This window comes from Ferrovibrio sp. GW821-FHT12F09 (genome assembly GCF_058806775.1).
The window spans coordinates 744268-761023 of the sequence record NZ_JBXAPZ010000002.1 but is presented as its reverse complement, the minus strand read 5'-3'; the positions used below and the strand labels follow the sequence as shown (position 1 = coordinate 761023).

Annotated in this window: 18 protein-coding genes; 7 read left to right on the top strand and 11 right to left on the bottom strand. The window is 63.7% G+C overall.

The genetic code is table 11. The features are described from left to right. Positions 1 to 14: 14 nt before the first annotated feature. Positions 15 to 956, top strand: coding sequence for a WD40 repeat domain-containing protein (locus AC1ROB_RS16630; protein WP_492970006.1), 942 nt, complete (start codon positions 15 to 17; stop codon positions 954 to 956). A 9-nt stretch (positions 957 to 965) separates the two neighbouring features. Here AC1ROB_RS16630 and AC1ROB_RS16625 read toward each other — a convergent pair whose 3' ends face one another. Together AC1ROB_RS16625 and AC1ROB_RS16620 are read right to left on the bottom strand one after the other, a co-directional pair. Next, positions 966 to 1109, bottom strand: coding sequence for a hypothetical protein (locus tag AC1ROB_RS16625; RefSeq protein WP_492970007.1), 144 nt, complete (start codon positions 1107 to 1109; stop codon positions 966 to 968). A gap of 72 nt (positions 1110 to 1181) precedes the next feature. After that, positions 1182 to 1574, bottom strand: coding sequence for a c-type cytochrome (locus AC1ROB_RS16620; protein WP_492970008.1), 393 nt, complete (start codon positions 1572 to 1574; stop codon positions 1182 to 1184). Between the two features lie 86 nt (positions 1575 to 1660). Between AC1ROB_RS16620 and AC1ROB_RS16615 the strand changes: the two genes are divergently transcribed. From AC1ROB_RS16615 to AC1ROB_RS16605, 3 genes are read left to right on the top strand one after another with little or no spacing between them, the layout of a single operon-like run. Then, entirely contained in the window at positions 1661 to 3709 is a 2049-nt protein-coding gene (locus tag AC1ROB_RS16615) for a 4Fe-4S binding protein (RefSeq protein ID WP_492970009.1), read from the top strand. Continuing rightward, positions 3706 to 4233: a molybdopterin-guanine dinucleotide biosynthesis protein B gene (mobB, locus tag AC1ROB_RS16610; RefSeq protein WP_492970010.1), complete on the top strand. Its 528-nt coding sequence runs from the start codon at positions 3706 to 3708 to the stop codon at positions 4231 to 4233. The genes AC1ROB_RS16615 and mobB overlap by 4 nt, the downstream gene beginning before the upstream one ends. Continuing rightward, on the top strand, positions 4217 to 5485 hold the full coding sequence (locus AC1ROB_RS16605) for a molybdopterin molybdotransferase MoeA (RefSeq protein WP_492970011.1): 1269 nt from the start codon (positions 4217 to 4219) through the stop codon (positions 5483 to 5485). Before mobB ends, AC1ROB_RS16605 begins: the two co-directional genes overlap by 17 nt. Here AC1ROB_RS16605 and AC1ROB_RS16600 read toward each other — a convergent pair. Together AC1ROB_RS16600 and hisI are read right to left on the bottom strand one after the other, a co-directional pair. Then, a complete protein-coding gene (locus AC1ROB_RS16600) occupies positions 5482 to 6882 on the bottom strand; it encodes a hypothetical protein (RefSeq protein WP_492970012.1) in 1401 nt (466 codons plus the stop codon). The genes AC1ROB_RS16605 and AC1ROB_RS16600 overlap by 4 nt on opposite strands. A gap of 169 nt (positions 6883 to 7051) precedes the next feature. Beyond that, positions 7052 to 7516: a phosphoribosyl-AMP cyclohydrolase gene (gene hisI, locus AC1ROB_RS16595; protein ID WP_492970013.1), complete on the bottom strand. Its 465-nt coding sequence runs from the start codon at positions 7514 to 7516 to the stop codon at positions 7052 to 7054. Positions 7517 to 7649: 133 nt separating this feature from the next. Between hisI and AC1ROB_RS16590 the strand changes: the two genes are divergently transcribed. Continuing rightward, positions 7650 to 8108: an iron-sulfur cluster assembly scaffold protein gene (locus tag AC1ROB_RS16590; protein ID WP_492970014.1), complete on the top strand. Its 459-nt coding sequence runs from the start codon at positions 7650 to 7652 to the stop codon at positions 8106 to 8108. Here the strand turns inward: AC1ROB_RS16590 and AC1ROB_RS16585 are convergent. From AC1ROB_RS16585 to AC1ROB_RS16555, 7 genes are all read right to left on the bottom strand, one after another. Then, positions 8105 to 8530 carry a SufE family protein gene (locus AC1ROB_RS16585; RefSeq protein ID WP_492970015.1) on the bottom strand — a complete coding sequence of 142 codons (426 nt, stop codon included), beginning with the start codon at positions 8528 to 8530 and terminating at the stop codon, positions 8105 to 8107. The two genes, AC1ROB_RS16590 and AC1ROB_RS16585, sit on opposite strands and share 4 nt — an antisense overlap. Before the next feature lie 22 nt (positions 8531 to 8552). Further along, positions 8553 to 9932, bottom strand: coding sequence for a cysteine--tRNA ligase (gene cysS, locus AC1ROB_RS16580; RefSeq protein WP_492970016.1), 1380 nt, complete (start codon positions 9930 to 9932; stop codon positions 8553 to 8555). A 90-nt stretch (positions 9933 to 10022) separates the two neighbouring features. Further along, positions 10023 to 11075, bottom strand: a complete 1053-nt coding sequence (locus AC1ROB_RS16575; protein ID WP_492970017.1) for a flagellin — start codon at positions 11073 to 11075, stop codon at positions 10023 to 10025. Between the two features lie 2 nt (positions 11076 to 11077). Continuing rightward, positions 11078 to 12562 (bottom strand): flagellar hook-associated protein FlgK, encoded by a 1485-nt coding sequence (flgK, locus tag AC1ROB_RS16570; RefSeq protein ID WP_492970018.1) that lies wholly within the window; start codon positions 12560 to 12562, stop codon positions 11078 to 11080. 72 nt (positions 12563 to 12634) lie between these two features. After that, positions 12635 to 13999: a flagellar hook protein FlgE gene (locus tag AC1ROB_RS16565; RefSeq protein ID WP_492970019.1), complete on the bottom strand. Its 1365-nt coding sequence runs from the start codon at positions 13997 to 13999 to the stop codon at positions 12635 to 12637. 196 nt (positions 14000 to 14195) lie between these two features. After that, a complete protein-coding gene (locus AC1ROB_RS16560) occupies positions 14196 to 14774 on the bottom strand; it encodes a cob(I)yrinic acid a,c-diamide adenosyltransferase (RefSeq protein ID WP_492970020.1) in 579 nt (192 codons plus the stop codon). Positions 14775 to 14790: 16 nt separating this feature from the next. Continuing rightward, positions 14791 to 14988, bottom strand: a complete 198-nt coding sequence (locus AC1ROB_RS16555; protein ID WP_492970021.1) for a twin transmembrane helix small protein — start codon at positions 14986 to 14988, stop codon at positions 14791 to 14793. A 189-nt stretch (positions 14989 to 15177) separates the two neighbouring features. Here AC1ROB_RS16555 and AC1ROB_RS16550 point away from each other — a divergent pair, with 189 nt between their 5' ends. Then, positions 15178 to 15954 carry an AraC family transcriptional regulator gene (locus tag AC1ROB_RS16550; protein WP_492970022.1) on the top strand — a complete coding sequence of 259 codons (777 nt, stop codon included), beginning with the start codon at positions 15178 to 15180 and terminating at the stop codon, positions 15952 to 15954. Positions 15955 to 16033: 79 nt separating this feature from the next. After that, positions 16034 to 16753, top strand: coding sequence for an alanyl-tRNA editing protein (locus tag AC1ROB_RS16545; RefSeq protein WP_492970023.1), 720 nt, complete (start codon positions 16034 to 16036; stop codon positions 16751 to 16753). Positions 16754 to 16756 lie beyond the last annotated feature (3 nt).

Here is a 16756-nt window from a genome sequence, read left to right as displayed (position 1 = left end):
GATATGCAGTTTTTATGTCGGCTTTCCTGATTGCGGCAACGCCTGTTGCGGTCCGTGCCGATATGGAGGGCCACGGCGCCATGGTGAATGGCGTGGCGGTTTCGACGGACGGTAAAACGCTGCTCTCGGCCAGCTGGGATTACACCATGCGGCTCTGGGACGTTGCCCGACAGAAGGAACTCAAGGTCTTCGATGGCCACACCGCCAGCGTCAACGCTGTTGCCTTTCTGCCCGATGGCAAGGATGCATTGTCCGTCAGCTGGGACCATACGGTGATCCGATGGAATCTCGCCAGCGGCAAGGAGACCGGCCGTCTGACCGGCCATGTCAACAACATCGCCGGCATGAGTCTCAGCCGTGACGGACGTTGGCTGGCGACGGCCAGCTGGGATCGCAGCGTGAAACTGTGGAACCTGGCGACGATGAAGCTGGAGCGCAGTTTTGAAGGCCACGAGGCCAATGTCATGCAGGTGGCCTTTGCCATGGATGACAAGCAGCTGGTGTCTGTCGCGTATGACCGGACCGCACGCCTGTGGGATGTTGCAACCGGCAAGGAACTGGCGGTACTGACCGGCCATGAGAGCAGCGTGAATGCCGTGGCCGTTTCGCCGGACGGCAAGTCCGCGCTCACGGGCAGCACCGATGGCGCAATCAAGCGCTGGGATCTGGTCAATCGTCGCGAAACCGGCAGCCTTGCCGGTCATGGCATGTTCATCACGTCGATTGCGATCTCGAAGGATGGTCGTTATGCGCTGTCCGGCGGTGGCGACAAGCTGATGCGGTTATGGGATCTGAAAGAAGGACGTCAGCTCAAACAGTTTGCCGGCCATGAAAAACCGGTCTGGTCGGTCGCGTTTCTGCCCGATGGCAAGCGCGCCGTATCCGGCGGCTACGACACCGTGATCAAGCTGTGGTCGCTGGAAACTGGGCAGTTGATTCCGGCGCCGAAGTCCTGAAGCGAAGCTTCAGTTCTGGTGCGTCTCGTGGGTGACGCGCGCGCCATCGGTGCTGAAGGCGACATCGGCCGGCTTGTTGACCATCTGCAGAATGAAAGCTGAGCCGATGGCGATGACGAGGGCGGCGATGATGCCAGCGATAAAGGGCTTCATGGGGCGGTCTCCAGCTGAAACTATCTTCCTGAATTATAAGGGATTTTCAGGGCAAAAGGGAAGGGGGTGCGACTATTTGGCCGCTTCCTGTTTCAGCCAGGCGATCAGGTCGACCCGGTCCTGTGCAATGGCCAGTCCGCCATACATCTTGTTGCCCGGCATGAAGTCCTGGGTGGCGGCCAGATAGGCGTCCATCGTCTGCTCGGTCCACACCACATCCGATTTTTTCATCACCTCGGAATAGCGGTAATCCGCAACGCTGCCGGCCTTGCGTCCGAACACACCGGCAAGCCGGGGGCCGACCAGATTGCGCCCCCCTGCGGCGACCGTATGGCAGGCGCGGCATTTGCCCCAGAGCTCGGCACCCCGTTCCAGGCTCGGCGGCTCCAGGTCGCCAGCCTGCGCCATGACACGATCCGAAAGCGCGGAAAGGCTCAGAATCAGCAGCAAAACGACAATACGCAAGCGGGGGCTCCGGCTGGTTTTCCTGTCCTCTCAACACTATAGTTGAGATGGTTGGTTTGCCAAATAATCGGGTGGGAAAACAGACGATGCGGCTGGACGGCAAACGCGTCCTCGTGTGCAACTGCGAAGGGACGATGCCGCTGGATGGTGCGGCCTTGGCGAAGGCTTGTGGCGCGACGCCTGGTGGCGATTCCGACGTTGCCACGCATCTGTGCCGCACCCAGTTGAAACTGTTCCAGGACGCGCTCAAGGCCGGCGAGCCGCTGACCGTCGCCTGCACCCAGGAAAGCCCGCTGTTCGACGAGCAGCGCGCGGAAGTCGGCAGCGCCACGCCGGTCTCCTACGTCAATATTCGTGAAACCGCCGGCTGGTCGTCAGAAGCCGCCTTCGCCACGCCGAAGATTGCCGCCCTGATCGCGGCCGCCGCAGTGCCCGTGCCGGCGGTGCCGGCGATCACCATGAATTCCCAGGGTGTGGCGCTGATCTATGGCCGTGACGAGCGTGCCATTGCGGCGGCCCGCCAGATCAGCGACCGCCTCGATGTCACCATCATGCTGGAACGGCCCAGGGACATTCCCGGCCAGGCCATCATGGATTTGCCGATCGTGCAGGGGCGGATTGCTGGTGCGCGCGGCTACCTCGGCAAGTTCGAGCTGGTGATCGACGATTACGCGCTGCCGCTGCCGTCCTCCCGCCGCAGCCTGCAATTCGGCTCTCCCCGCAACGGCGCCAGCTCGACCTGCGATATCATCATCGACCTGACCGGCGGCACCCCGCTGTTCTCGGCCCATGAAAAGCGCGACGGGTATTTCCGCGCCGATCCGAACGATGCAGCGGCCGTGCAGCGCCTGCTGTTTGAAGCCAGCGACATGACGGGCAGCTTCGAGAAGCCGCTCTATGTCGATTTCCATGCCGAACTTTGCGCCCATTCCCGCTCGAAAAAGACCGGCTGCACGCGTTGCCTGGATGTCTGTCCGACCGGTGCGATCACACCGGCCGGCGATCATGTGGCGATCGATCCCTATATCTGTGGCGGTTGCGGCAATTGCGGCGCCGTCTGCCCCACTGGCGCTGCCGATTATCGCCTGCCGCCGGCTGCCAATCTGACGGAACAGCTGCGGGCCCTGCTGCTCGCCTATCGCGAGGCTGGCGGCCGCCAGGCGGTGGTCCTGCTGTATGACGCCAAGCATGGCGCCCCGCTGATCGATGCCCTGGCCCGTTATGGCGATGGCTTGCCGGCCCGGGTTCTGCCCTTCGCCGTGCATGCGGTCAGCGAATGTAGCGTGGCCTTCTTTGCCTCGGCCTTTGCCTATGGCGCTGCCGATATCCGCGTTCTGGCGCCGATGAAGCAGCGCGAGGACCTTGGCGGCCTGGCCGGGCAGATGGCGCTCAGCGAAAGCGTGCTGGTCGGCCTGGGTTATGAAGGCGGCCGCGTCGGCCTGATCGAGACCGACGATCCGGATCAGCTGGCGACGGCCCTGACGGCATTACCGCAGCGTGAGGGCACCAGCGGCGCCAGTTACCTGCCGATGGGGCGTAGCCGCGATCTTGCCCGCCTGGCTTTCCGCCATCTGCATAAGGTGGCGCCGCAGCCAGCGGATACCGTGGCGCTGCCGCCCGGTGCGCCGTTTGGCAATCTGCAAATCAATGCTGATGGCTGCACGCTCTGCCTGGCCTGCGTCTCGGCCTGTCCGACCGGCGCGCTGAGCGACGATCCGGAGCGGCCGCGCCTGAGCTTCACCGAGGATGCCTGCGTGCAGTGCGGTCTGTGCAAGATCACCTGCCCGGAAAAGGTAATCAGCCTCGATCCGCGCGTGAACTTTACGCCGGCCGCGATGCAGCAGCGGCTGATCAAGGAAGAAGAGCCCTTCCATTGCGTCCGGTGCGCCAAGCCGTTCGGTACCAAATCGACGATCGAGCGCATTGTCGCCCAGCTTGAGGGCAAGCACTGGATGTACAATGCCGATACGATCAATCGCGTGCGCATGTGCGGCGATTGCCGCATCATCGTGCAGAGCGAGGTCAAGATCGACCCGTATGCCGGGGCGCCGCGACCGGATGTGCGCATGACCGATGATTATCTGGCCGAACGCGCCGCTGCCGAGTTCAAGGCGAGCGGGAAGAAGCCGTCATGAAGGTTCTGGGTATTTCCGGCTGGAGCGGCGCCGGGAAGACGACGCTGCTGGCCGAGCTTATTCCCCTGCTTGTGGCGCGTGGCATCAAGGTGTCCACCATCAAGCATGCCCATCATGAATTCGATGTCGATCAGCCGGGCAAGGACTCGTATCGCCACCGCCAGGCCGGCGCCAGCGAGGTTCTGATCAGTTCGGCCAACCGCTTTGCCCTGATGCATGAATTGCGGGGCGCGCCCGAGCCGACGCTTGAGGACCTTCTGGCCAGACTCAGTCCGGTCGATCTGGTGCTGGTGGAAGGCTTCAAGCAGTCTTCCCATGCCAAGATCGAAGTCTGGCGCGCATCCGTCGGCAAGCCGATGCTGCAGTCCGAGGATCCTCATGTCATTGCTGTCGCCAGCGATGGCCCGGTGCCCGATCTGCGGGTGCCGCAGCTGGATGCCAATCAGCCACAGCAGATCGCCGATTTCATTATCGGTTGGCTGTCGGCCGCAGCCGGCGAGGCGCGCCGTGGCGCAGCTGAGTAATGACTGTTTCGCCCATGGCGATGCCCTGATCCGACTGGACGATGCGCTGGCTGATCTGGCGCAGCGCCTGTCGCCGGTGACGGCAATCGAGACCCTGCCGGTGGCGCAATGCCGCGGCCGGGCCCTGGCGGCGCCGGTCATGGCCAGGGTATCGGTTCCGCCGCGCGACAACTCTGCAGTCGATGGCTATGCCGTTTATCATGGCGATCTGGCAAAAGATGCGGAAACCCGTCTGCCGGTGATCGGCCGTGCGGCTGCCGGTCATCCATTCCCGGCATCGCAGCCCCGCGGTACGGCCGTGCGGGTCCTCACCGGCGCTGTGATGCCGGAAGGTGAGGCGGGCGGCCCCGATACGGTGATGATGCAGGAAGACTGCCGGCTGGATGGTGACGCCGTTGTCATCAGGCCGGGCATCAAGCGTGGCGCCAACCGCCGTGAAGCCGGTGAAGATCTGCGGCAGGGCGAGGGGCTCCTGCCGGCCGGGCGATTGTTGAGCGCACCCGACCTGGCCCTGGCGGCCGCCGGCGGCCACGCGGCGCTGCAGGTATACAAGCCGTTGCGCGTGGCGCTGTTGTCCACCGGCGACGAGGTGCATGAAGCGGGTAGTGCGCTGCCGCCGGGCGGCATCTACGATGCGAACCGACCGTTGCTGGCGGCACTGCTGTCGGCGGCGGGCTTCGTTGTCAGCGATCTGGGCATCCAGCCCGATCGCCGCGATCATCTGGCTGGCATATTCGCCGATGCGGCGGCCGGCTATGATGCCGTGATCAGTTCGGGCGGCGTTTCCACCGGCGACGAAGATCACGTCAAGGCGGCGATCGAAGCGCATGGCAGCCTGCATTTCTGGCGTCTGGCGATCAAGCCGGGCCGTCCCGTTGCGCTGGGCCAGATCGCTGGCGTGCCGTTCTTCGGCCTGCCGGGCAATCCGGTTGCGGCGCTGCTGACCTTCTGCTTTTTCGCCCGGCCGCTGCTGCAGCGGCTTGGAGGCGGGCAGCCTGAGCCGCTGCGCAGCTTCCCGGTTACTGCGGGCTTTTCCTACAAGAAGAAAGCCGACCGGCGCGAATGGGTGCGGGTCTCCCTGAGCGATGATGGCAAGGGTGGCTGGCGTGCAGAGAAATACGCGGTCGATGGTGCCGGTGTCATCACCTCGCTGACCCGTACCGACGGGCTTCTGGAGCTGCCTGAAGACCAGTTGCGGCTGGAGCCGGGCGAGGCTGTGCGCTTTTACCCTTACGGATCCCTCGGGCTTTAAGAGGCCGGCGCGGTGCCGGGCTGACGCTGGATATGGTCGGTCCTGATCCCGTCCAGAAAGCCCGGCGTTTCGATCATCCCGGCAACGGCTTCGCCCGAGAAATAAGTGAAGCCTGCCGCAATGCCGGTCGACAGGGCATCGTGACTGGCGATGTCGGTCAGAATGCATTCCAGCCGGTGCAACGCGGCACGCTTGGCAAAGCCGGACAGCACATGAAACGGCTTGGCCATGTCGGGTCCATCTTCCGGAATCCAGGTGGCAAAGCCGTGGCAACCGGTATCGGCATAGAGTTCGATCAGACGCGGATCGGGCAGTATGCGCAGCAGGCGTGTATGACAGAACGGCTGGATATAGGAGATCAGCTCGGCAACCCGGCTGGCCATCGTTCCGGGCGGGATATCGCGGATGGTGATACCCAGAAACTTGGTCACGCCGCTGGGCACTTCCTTGAGACGGGCGAAATAGATTTCGCGCAGTTTGGCAACCGCCAGCGTATCGAAGCCAACCGATATCATCACGATGCCCTGCTTGCCGCCGGTCAGCATACGATGTGCGCCAAGCAGGCCGGCTGTGAGGATGAAACGGTCGAGCTGAAAGGACAGGTCTTCCGGCGTATCCAGAAACGGATCGCTCAGAGTACCGGCCGGTTTGCCGCTGGGCTCATGCAGGATTGCAGTCTGGTAGGATGAAAAGTTGCGACGTCTGAGACTGAAGGCCGGATAGAAGCCGGCGCGACATTCCTTCAGGTAGGCGGCAATGGTTTTTTTCTGGAACAGGCCGGCCAGCGGCTGATCGAGATCAGCCATATCCGGGCCAGCCCCCACCACGGCGGGACGGGTCGACGGCAGCTTGCCATCGCCATGATCGTTGAACAGGGTGACATTGCCGGACTCGGCCATCGACGTGGACCGCACATGGTCCAGCAGATCTTTGAGCGAGCCGATCTTTTCCAGGACAAGACCGCGGTCGATATCCGCGGTGGCGGAATAGACCGTCACCTCGTGCCCGGGCAGCAGCTCGCCGAAGACCAGTTTCTGGATTTCCTCGGAAATTACCCTGGCCTTGAATTCGGCCTCGCGACGGGCGAGGCGGGTGAACAGGATCAGGTAATTCTCGGTATCGACCTTGTAGAAGGCATCGGTCAGCTCCAGCCGGCGTCGCAGGATGGCATCGATCTTGCGGTAGATCTGCTCGGCCTGCGCCGGCCAGGCCTCGCCCAGAGCCTGCTGGATGCTGGTCAGGCCAATCAGCTGCATGCTGCCGGCCGGCACTCTTGTCGGCAGGTTCGGTGCCAGCGCAGCCCGGCGCGCATTGCCGGCCTCTGCAGCTTCTGCCGCCTTGGCGTCGTCACCGAACAGGTAGCTTCCGATCTTGCCGATGATCGATTTCGGGGTCATCCGGGTCTGTGTCGTTGCCGGGCATGCGACGTGAGGATGCGCGGGTTTGGTTGTATTATAAACCAACACCATAAACGATAGGTTTGCTGTCGCAGAAGCACAATCATGCTTCTGCGATTGCTAGTTGTTTTGGGCCGATGCTTCGTCGCCGACAGGCTCGGCGACCAGACTACAGAATGGTCGGGTTGGGCGCGTCGCCGTAGACCGCCTTTGGGTCGAAGACCTTTTCCTGCTCCTCGAAGGTCAGCTCCACAGGCTTGTCGCCTGCAGCGCCGGTCGGCACCGAACGGTAGAAGCAGGAGCGATAGCCGACGTGACAGGAGGCATCGCCGGGAATCTCCACCCGCAGCCAGACCGCATCCTGGTCGTCATCGATGCGCATCTCGACCACCTTCTGCACCAGCCCCGAAGTGGCGCCCTTGTGCCACAGCACCTTGCGGCTGCGGCTGTAGTAATGCGCCTCGCCGGTCTGGATGGTCTTCTGCAGTGCTTCGGCGTTCATGTAGCCGAGCATCAGGACCTCGCCGCTTTCGGCGGCGGTGGTCACGCAGGCGATCAGGCCGTCGGCGTCGAACTTGGGGGCCAGATCCTTGCCTTCTTCGACCTGCTCAATGGAGATGCGCTTGGCGAACACTGGTTTTGCTCCTGCCGGCTGGGTGGCGGCGGAGGCCGCGTCGATGCCGGATTGCTCTTGAAAGATGGGCCGTTATATATCGTCGGGTGGGCGGGGCTTCAAGCCGACCCGCCGGAGGAGTACCCTACGCGCCATGCTGAATGCCCTCTACAACGAAAAAATCCTTAATTTTGCGGCACATATCGGCCAGACCGCGCGGCTGGACGCCCCCGATGCGACCGTCACCCATCACAGCCCCCTCTGTGGCAGCCGGATTACCGTGGACCTGAGCCTGGCCCCGGACGGCCGGGTGGCCGCCTATGGCCAGCAGGTGCGGGCCTGCGCCCTGGGGCAGGCGGCCGCCAGCATCCTGGGCCGGCATATCATCGGCCAGGACGCCGCCACCCTGCGCAGCCTGGCGGGCATCATGCGCACCATGCTGAAGGATAACGGCCAGCCGCCGGGCGCGGATTTCGCTGCCGGGGTGTTCAACGATCTTGAGGTTCTGGTCCCGGTGCGCGAGCACAAGGCGCGTCACAATGCCGTGCTGCTGCCCTTCGAGGCGGTGGTGAAGGCGCTGGATCAGATCGAAGCGGGCCGGAAGAGCGCTTAAGCCGCTTTCAGCTCGGCCTTCGCCACCGACTGGATCAGCGCGATCATGCCGTTCAGGCCGTTGATGCGGTTGGACGTGATGTTTTCCCAGACGCCGATCTTCTGCAGAAAATCGGGCGGGTTGTCGACGATTTCCTGCGGCGTGCGGCCGGAATAGACCTTGAGCAGCAATGCGATCAGGCCGGCAACGATTTCGGATTCACTGCTGGCCTGATAATACACGCGGCCGTCACGGGCCTCGCCATGCAGCCAGGCGCGATTGATGCAGCCCTTCACCCGCCAGTCATCGGTGCGCAGGGCGTCCGGATAGGGCGGCAGGGCGCGGCCGAGATCGATCAGAAAGCGATAACGATCCATCCAGTCATCGAAGAGACCGAAATCCTCGATGATCTGCTGCTGAACCTGCTCTACCGACTCACTCATCGCCTGGATCCTTTACGCGGCCTTACGACGCCACGCGCCATGTCGTCTGCCCGGCCTTGTCTTCCAGCAGAATGCCGCGGGCCGCAAGCGTGTCGCGGATGCGATCGGACTCTGCCCAGTCCTTGCGGGCACGGGCCTCCTTGCGGGCGGCGATCAGCCCTTCGATCTCGCTCACATCCACATCGGCAGCGACATCGCCTTTCAGCCAGGCGGCCGGATCCTGCTGCAGCAGGCCGAGCAGTTGCCCGGCACCAAGCAGCTCGCCCTTGAGGCGCATCCGTTCGGCCGGATCGGTGGCCTTGTTCGCCGCATTGGCGATCTGATGCAACTCGGCCAGCGCTTTTGGCGTGTTGATATCGTCGGCCAGCGCGGCCATGAATCCGGCCGATGCGCCGCCGTTACTGCCCTGCACGTCTTTCAGGCTGTCCAGCGTGCGATACAGGCGGTCAAGCTGGGCCCTCGCGTCACGCAGGCCGGCTTCAGTCCAGTCCAGCGGCTGGCGGTAATGCGCCGACAGCAGCGCCAGACGGATGGCTTCGCCGGGCGCCTGCTTCAGCAGCTCATGGACCAGGCGCACATTGCCGATCGACTTCGACATCTTCTCGGATTCGATATTGACGAAGCCGTTATGCAGCCAGAAGCGGGCAAACTGCGTGCCGCCATTGGCGCAGGTGCTCTGCGCGAGTTCGTTCTCGTGATGCGGAAAAGTCAGGTCGATGCCGCCGCCATGGATGTCGATGGTCTCGCGTCCCAGATTCTGCTCGATCATGGCCGAGCATTCGATATGCCAGCCGGGCCGGCCGCGGCCCCAGGGGCTGTCCCAGCCGGGCAGGTCTGGCGATGACGGCTTCCACAGCACGAAATCGGCAGGATCGCGCTTGTAGGGCGCCACATCGACACGGGCGCCGGCGATCATTTCGTCGCGATTGCGACCGGAGAGCCGGCCGTAATCGGCATAGGACGGCACATTGAACAGCACATGACCCTCGGCCAGATAGGCATGGCCGTTGGCGATCAGGCGCTCGGCCATCGCGATGATGGCCGGGATATGCTTTGTCACCTTCGGTTCGATCACCGGCGGCAGGGCGCCCAGTGCCGCCATGTCTTCGCTGTAAATCCGGTGATAGCGCTCGGTGATGGTGCCGATCGGCACGCCCTCGGCCTTGGCGGCAGCGTTGATCTTGTCGTCCACGTCGGTGATGTTGCGGACATAGACGACCTTGGGATAGGCCGTCTGCAGCAGGCGGTACAGCGTGTCGAACACCACGACCGGACGGGCATTGCCGATATGGGCGAAGCTGTAAACCGTGGGGCCGCAGACATACATGGTCACCCGCTGCGGATCGCGCGGTGCAAAGGCTTCTTTCTGCCGGGTGAGCGTGTTGTAAAGCTGGATATCCATGGCCCGGACTATAGGCAATGGCGATGGAATCGCAACTGGCGAACCAGCCCGCCAGGCGTCGTTCAGGACCGGAAAATGCGGAAAAAGCGCTTAGCGCAGGTACTGCACCAGCGATAGCTGCAGGCTGTCGCGGGTGATGACGTAGCTGGCTTCCAGCGAGGTCTGCAGGTTCTTGATGTTGACCGAGACTTCACCGAGGTCGATATTTTCGATGGAGCCGACGCGGACCTTCAGGACGTCGAGCGAGCGGTCGTGGCGCTCCATCACTTCCTGCATCTGCTGCTGCTTGTAGCCGTTGCGCGAGGCAATCGACTTCAGCTGCGTGATGGCGCCGTTGAGCTGGGTGCGCGCATCATCGACGCGCTGCTGGTACATGTCGGGATTGGTCGTCAGGTCGGCGGTGGCGTCGCGGAAGCGGATAATCGAGTCGATCAGACTCTGGAAACCGTCTTCGGCAGCGGAGACGCCGTAGCTGATCTGCTCGTTATCATCCGAATAAAGCGTGGTGCCGGTCGTGTCGAAGAAATCGTCATAGACCGTCGGCGCAACCGGAGTCGAGTTGATGTAGAAGGTGGTGATGGCGCCGTAGTCGCCCGAGGGATAGACCTCGGTCGCCGTCTTCTGGGTATAGGCAGCCGGCACTGCGCCGGCCGGATAGACCAGGCCGGTAGCGCCATCCTGCATGCCGGACAGCGCGCCGCTGAGCGGGTTCTGGGTGTAGTTGGTGCCGGCGAAGATATAGCGGTCGCCGTCGCGGGTCTGCAGCAGGCCGCCGATGCGATCGAGCAGGGATTCGGCCTGGGTGCGGGGTGCGGCCGTCGAGGCGAAGAACGCATCGCGGTTCTTGATCATCGTATTCTGCGCCTCGGTGGCGATATCGATGATTTCCTCGATGGTCAGCGCGTAAAGCTCGACGCGGTTCTGCGCGGTCTGCACAGCGCTTTTGTAATTGTTCACCGAGCCCAGCTCGGTCTTCAGCTGGCCGAGTTCCAGCGCGCGGTCCGACACGCCGACCAGACCGTCGGCATAGCGGCCAGACGCCAGCTGCTGGTTCTGTTTGCCCAGCTGCAGGTTCAACAGACGGATGCTGCGGGTGATGTCCAGCTGGGTCGCGTATTGCGTATTTCCGATCAGAGCGACCATGCTTACCTCCCGATATTGACCAGCTGGTCAAACATCTGCGTGACGGTGTTCATGACATTCGCCAGCGCGGCATAATTGTTCTGCAGAACCTGCAATTGTGCAAGCTCGTCGTCGATATTAACGCCCACCAGGTTGCGGACCTTCTGGTCCAGGGTGTGCTCTACGCGTTCAGCCGTGTCCCGGTTGGCTTCGTTCAGCGAGGCCGCGCGGGCGGTATAGGCCATGATACCGTTGGCCAGACCGAAAATATTAACGTTTGAGATGGTCAGGCCGTTCGGGTCGGCGGTGACGGCATAAGAGGCCGGCGGACCGACCACGGCGCCGGCGGCGGCCGTCGTGGTGCGCTGGACTTCGTTGGTATAGAGCGAGCGGTTGCGCATCGCCTGCTGGACCGTGCCGGCAACCGTGGCATCCAGGGTTGAGGGGCTGGCCGTCAGGGTGGGTTCGACCTGAATGAAGCCGGCTTCCAGGCCCGGAGTGGCCGGAGCGATGAAGCTGAAGAACTGATTGACGCCCGTGGAATCGTAGGCCTCGTTGACCACGTTGGCCAGGTTCACGGCGAATGAGTCGAGCTGGTTGAAGAATTTCTGCAGCGTCGCGACATTCGGATCCTGGTTGGCCAGGCCGACCGCCGTGGTGTCGAGATAATCGACAGAGGCGCGAACCGAACCGTTCAGGAAGCCGCCGGTCACGTCCAGCGTGCTGTTGGCCATATAAATGCCGGGTGTGGCGGGCGCGACGGCGGTGGACTGGTACTGGAACTGCTGGGCCGTGGTGCCCACCAGCTGCACGCCGCCATCGGTATAGACGAAGACTTCGCCGCGGTCGTTCAGCAGGGTGCGGATGCCGACCTTGTCGGCCAGCTTGGCCACTTCCGCATCGCGCAGATCTTCCAGATCGCCGATCGGCGCACCGGATGCCTTCTGGGAGGCGATCTTGTTGTTCAGCTTGGCAATCTCGATGGTCGAGAGATTGATGGCGTTGACGTCTTCGCGCAGATCCTGCTGCGCGCGGGTCATCAGCTGCGACTGCAGGCCGTTCAGGCGACGGATTTCCGTCGTCATCTCGCTGGCGCGCAGCACAACCTGGCTCTTCAGATCGTTGTTTTCAGGCGTTGCTTCCAGCTGCTTCCAGGCATCTTCGAAGCGGGTCATCATCGCCAGCAGCGTGGGCTGGGCGCCGGTCGTGTTGGTGGCATCCAGCGTTTCGGCCAGTTCCTTGGCATACTGCAGCTGCTGGTCCAGGCGACCGAAATCGGCGGTTGCCTTCAGCACATCCTGGCGCAGCTCGGGAGCGGCGACGCGAGTGATGCTGGACACCAGCGAGGCGCCGGGGATGCCGCCGGCCGCGAAGGTGGTCAGTGCGGCGACCTTGCGGCTGTAGTCGGGATTCTGCGCGTTCGAGACGTTGCCCGACACCAGGCGCGTCTGGCTCTGCAGGGTCTGCAGGCCGATCACGGCAGTGTTGAGGGCGGCGCTCAGTGACATGACAGAAAATCCTTTGTGACTTTGCGGAGATGATGACCGCCGGGCGGAGGGCCCGTCCGGCGGTCAGGTCAGTTAGCGGCGGATATTGATGGTTTCCTGCAGCAGTTCGTCGGAGGCGGTGATCAGCCGGGCATTGGCCGAGTAAGTGCGCTGGGCGACGATCAGCTTGGAGAACTCTTCCGCGATATCCACGTTCGAGCCTTCGATGGCAGCCGAGATGAAGTCGCCGGCGCCGCTGGAGCCCGATTGCGACAGCACGGCCGCACCGGAACTCGGGGTTTCGACGAAGGCGTTACCGGCCACGCGGTCCAGTTCGGTCGGGTCGCGGAACTTCGCCACCGGGATCTGGTAGAACTGTTTCACGTTACCGTTGTCGAAGGTGACCGAGACGAAGCCGTCGTTATCGATGGCCAGGTTCTTGAAGTTGCCCTGCGGCACGCCGTTCTGCTGGAAATTGTTCAGCGTCAGGGTGTCGCCGGCATAGGAGGTCGTGCCGACCGAGTTGCCGTAGGAGCCGAGATCCAGGCGGATGGTCTGGTTGCCGGCGCCGTAGTTCACAACGAAGTCATAGGCGGCGTTGTCATTGACGTTGGCGACGGCCGTGGAGGTCAGGCCACCGGCGCTTTCCAGCGCCGAGATGGTGCCCGGATCGACCAGGGCACCGCCAGCGGCCGAACCCAGCGACCGGCCGAAGACGACCGTGGCGGGGCCGAAGGAAACCGTGGCGCCGGCGGCGGTATCCGCGCCCGGCGAGCCGACTTCCAGGGTCCAGATGCCGGTGCCGATACGGGTCCATTCCAGGTTCAGCGTGCGGGCGTTGCCCAGCGCGTCGAACACCTGGATCGAACTGATCGGCAGCGTCGCCGGCAGGGTGTCGGAGGTATTGAGAGCATTCGAGGGCAGGTTGGCGGCGTATTCCACCGTGCTGGTCGCGACAGGCGCGTCGAGCAGGTTGGACACGCGCACTTCCTCGGTGGCCGAACTGTCGACCACGCCGGTGACCGGATCGATCGGCCAGCCGCGCAGGAAGAAGCCCGAGGAGTTGACGAGGTAGCCGTCGTCGTTCTGGTTGAAGTCGCCGACGCGGGTGTAATAGCTGGTGGTTTCGAAGCTCGGCAGACCCGTGGTGGAGTCTTCGCCGTTTTTCTTCGAGACCGGCATGAAGCCGCCGCCAACCAGGGCGATCGAGGTGGTGGATGACACCTGCTGGATCGCGCCCTGTGCGTTGTTGGCGAAGAAGGGCTGGTTGATCACGCCGCCGGGCGAATGCGTATTCGCCTGGGCGCTGGACTGGGTTACCAGGGTCTGGAACCGCGATTCCACCTTCTTGTAACCGATGGTGCTCGCATTCGCGACGTTGTCCGAAATGAAGCTGATGGCAGTCGACTGACCGTTCAGGCCGGTAATCGCCGTCTGCAAGGAACCGCTAATGGACATAACACTGCCTCCTGGCTTGGAACCGATTTGCCATAGCATCAGCAAGCGGCGTGCCAGTTTCCCGGTTGGGACCTAAGGCATTATTATTTCAGGAAGTTTTACAATGTTGCCGGGTAAGGTAAACACGGCAGCTTCTGCCGTGTCACATCATTGCAGGGGGCGGGCCGGCAGAATTTGCCGGGCCGGAATGGCCGGTTCAGCCGCGATTGAGGCCCGGGACCCAGAGCACGTCGGTGGTGCCATCCTCATTCGCATGGCGGGCGGCGACGAACAGGTGATCGGACAGCCGGTTGATATAGCTGAGCGCGGCGGGGTTGATCCGCTCGGCATCCTGCAGGGCCGTCACCAGCCGCTCGGCGCGCCGGGCAATGGTGCGTGCCAGATGCAGATGGGCGGCGGCGGGGCTGCCGCCGGGCAGGATGAACGAGGTCAGCGGGCTGATATTGGCGTTCATGGCGTCGATCTCGGCCTCCAGGCGGTCGACCTGCACCTGGTCGACCCGCAGGGCCGGCCGGCGGCGGGGGTCTTGTTCCTCGTCCTCCGGGGTCGCCAGGTCGGCACCCAGATCGAACAGGTCGTTCTGGATGCGCGACAGCATGGCGTCCAGGTCCGAACCGCCGGTATGCAGCCGGGCCAGGCCGATGGCCGCGTTGGCCTCGTCGACGGCGCCATAGGCCTCGACCCGCAGATCGTGCTTGGGCACCCGTTCGCCGTTGCCCAGCGAGGTCATGCCCTTGTCGCCACCCCGGGTATAGATGCGGTCGAGCTTCACCATGGCGACAGAATCCCGGTCAGTTGCGGAAGGCGAAGCTGGCCACGCCGATCAGGATGATGGCGATGAACTGCAGCAGGATGCGCCAGCGCATCAGCAGGTTGGAATAGGAGCGGTTGAACCGTCCGCCGCGGAACAGCGCGAAAATGCCGACGCAGAGCACCAGGAAGGTGGCGACCGCAAAGGCGGGGATCAGCATATGGACAAAATTCTGCATGCCATGAGGATATAGCGCCGGCCCCGGCAATCCAACGGCTCCGGGTCATTCCGGGCGCGACGCAAGGCCGCAGGCCGGGCGGCTCCCGGGATGCTTTGCCGGCAGGGCGCTGCTATCCTGCCCCGGACTGGAGGCGTACCGGTGGCCGTCATACCGAAAAACAGGGTCCATTACTGGCAGGCGCGGCATATGCCAGGCCTGAGCCTGCTGCATGCCGATTTCACCCGGCATGACTATGCCCCGCACAGCCACGATGCCCTGGTGGTGGCGGTGACCGAAGCGGGCGGGGCCGAATTCACCAGCCGCGGCCATACCGAAGAGGCGCGCGAAGGGGTGCTGCTGGTTTTCAACCCCGACGAGCCCCATTCCGGCCGTATGGCGCGCAGCCGGCGCTGGCGCTACCGCTCCTTATATATGGAGCGGGAGGCGATCGCCGAGGCGGCCCGGCTCGCCGGCCTCGCCGGCCCGGCCTATTTCACCGCCAACCTGTTCCGCGACCCGGAGCTGATCGCCACCTTCTGCGCCCTGCACTGCGCCCTGGAACAGGCCGATGATGGCCTGCGCCAGCAGGAGCTGCTGGCGCAGGGCTTTGCCGCCCTGACCCACCGCTATGGCAGCGGCGCCCGGACGGAGGATGAACCGGCCGATGCCAGCCTGCTGCGCCGGATCACGCCGGTCATGGAGGAACGGCATACCGAGCGCCTCAGCCTCGATGACCTCAGCCTGCCGCTCAACCTCAGCCCCTTCCAGCTGATCCGCCTGTTCCGGCGGGCGACCGGACTGACGCCGCATGCCTATCTGACGCAGGTGCGCCTGCGGGCGGCGTTGCGGCATCTGCGCGCCGGCCTTTCGATTGCAGAAACCGCCGTTGCCGCCGGTTTCTTCGACCAGAGCGCGCTCAACCGGCATTTCCGCCGGGTCTATGGCATCACCCCGCGGCAGTTCGTCGCCGCGCAGATTCAATAGAAGACCGGCCGCGCAATTTTCGCCAAGAAGCCGGCCGCCCGGTTTCCCTATCGTCAGCACAACGACGATTGAGGACCCGATGTCGCGATACTTCTGTCATGTGAATCCCGAAACCTTCGTCCTGCGCAGCCCGGTGCTGGAAAGCCGGCCCGGTCTGGTGCGGCTGGCCGAGATGCCCTTCTACCCCGGCGGCGGCGGGCAATTGCCCGATCAGGGCCTGCTGCGCTGGAGCGGCGGCGAGGTGGCGGTCGAGGGCTTCGAGAGCATCGGCGGCAGGCTGTGGGTCAAGCTGCAGCAGCCGGTCGAGCTGTCGGGTGAGGTGGAAGCGGAAGTCGATGCCGCCTTCCGCCAGACCCAGCGCGAGCTGCATACCGATCTGCATATCGTGAATGCCCTGGTGTTTCAGGCTTTCGATGGCGCGCTGGTCACCGGCGTGCAGATGAATGCCGATGGCACGGCGCGGATCGATTTCGATCTGCCCGATGCCGACAACGATCGCCTGCGGGCGCTGGAGCCGGCGATCAACGATGTGATCCGGCAGGACCTGCCGGTACGGGAAAGCTATATCGCGCTTGATGATGCCTATGACGAAAAGGGATTGCTGCGATCCCGCTCGGTGACGCCGCCGCCAACCGAAGACGGCATGGTGCGCATCGTTGAAATCGCAGGACTCGACCGCCAGGCCTGCGGCGGGACCCATCTGGCGTCGACCGGCGCCTCGCGGCCGATCCAGATTCTGAAGATCGAGAACAAGGGGCGACATAACCGACGCATGCGCATCGGCCTCGGACCGGCCTGAGCC

Coding starts and splice junctions, on each gene's coding strand:
- AC1ROB_RS16600 (WP_492970012.1), bottom strand. CDS start 6,882: ATGACCCCGAAATCGATCATCGGCAAGATCGGAAGCTACCTGTTCGGT.
- AC1ROB_RS16545 (WP_492970023.1), top strand. CDS start 16,034: ATGTCGCGATACTTCTGTCATGTGAATCCCGAAACCTTCGTCCTGCGC.
- AC1ROB_RS16585 (WP_492970015.1), bottom strand. CDS start 8,530: ATGAGTGAGTCGGTAGAGCAGGTTCAGCAGCAGATCATCGAGGATTTC.
- AC1ROB_RS16555 (WP_492970021.1), bottom strand. CDS start 14,988: ATGCAGAATTTTGTCCATATGCTGATCCCCGCCTTTGCGGTCGCCACC.
- AC1ROB_RS16625 (WP_492970007.1), bottom strand. CDS start 1,109: ATGAAGCCCTTTATCGCTGGCATCATCGCCGCCCTCGTCATCGCCATC.
- AC1ROB_RS16630 (WP_492970006.1), top strand. CDS start 15: ATGTCGGCTTTCCTGATTGCGGCAACGCCTGTTGCGGTCCGTGCCGAT.
- AC1ROB_RS16560 (WP_492970020.1), bottom strand. CDS start 14,774: ATGGTGAAGCTCGACCGCATCTATACCCGGGGTGGCGACAAGGGCATG.
- AC1ROB_RS16565 (WP_492970019.1), bottom strand. CDS start 13,999: ATGTCCATTAGCGGTTCCTTGCAGACGGCGATTACCGGCCTGAACGGT.
- cysS (WP_492970016.1), bottom strand. CDS start 9,932: ATGGATATCCAGCTTTACAACACGCTCACCCGGCAGAAAGAAGCCTTT.
- AC1ROB_RS16550 (WP_492970022.1), top strand. CDS start 15,178: ATGCCAGGCCTGAGCCTGCTGCATGCCGATTTCACCCGGCATGACTAT.
- flgK (WP_492970018.1), bottom strand. CDS start 12,562: ATGTCACTGAGCGCCGCCCTCAACACTGCCGTGATCGGCCTGCAGACC.
- AC1ROB_RS16615 (WP_492970009.1), top strand. CDS start 1,661: ATGCGGCTGGACGGCAAACGCGTCCTCGTGTGCAACTGCGAAGGGACG.
- AC1ROB_RS16575 (WP_492970017.1), bottom strand. CDS start 11,075: ATGGTCGCTCTGATCGGAAATACGCAATACGCGACCCAGCTGGACATC.
- AC1ROB_RS16590 (WP_492970014.1), top strand. CDS start 7,650: ATGCTGAATGCCCTCTACAACGAAAAAATCCTTAATTTTGCGGCACAT.
- mobB (WP_492970010.1), top strand. CDS start 3,706: ATGAAGGTTCTGGGTATTTCCGGCTGGAGCGGCGCCGGGAAGACGACG.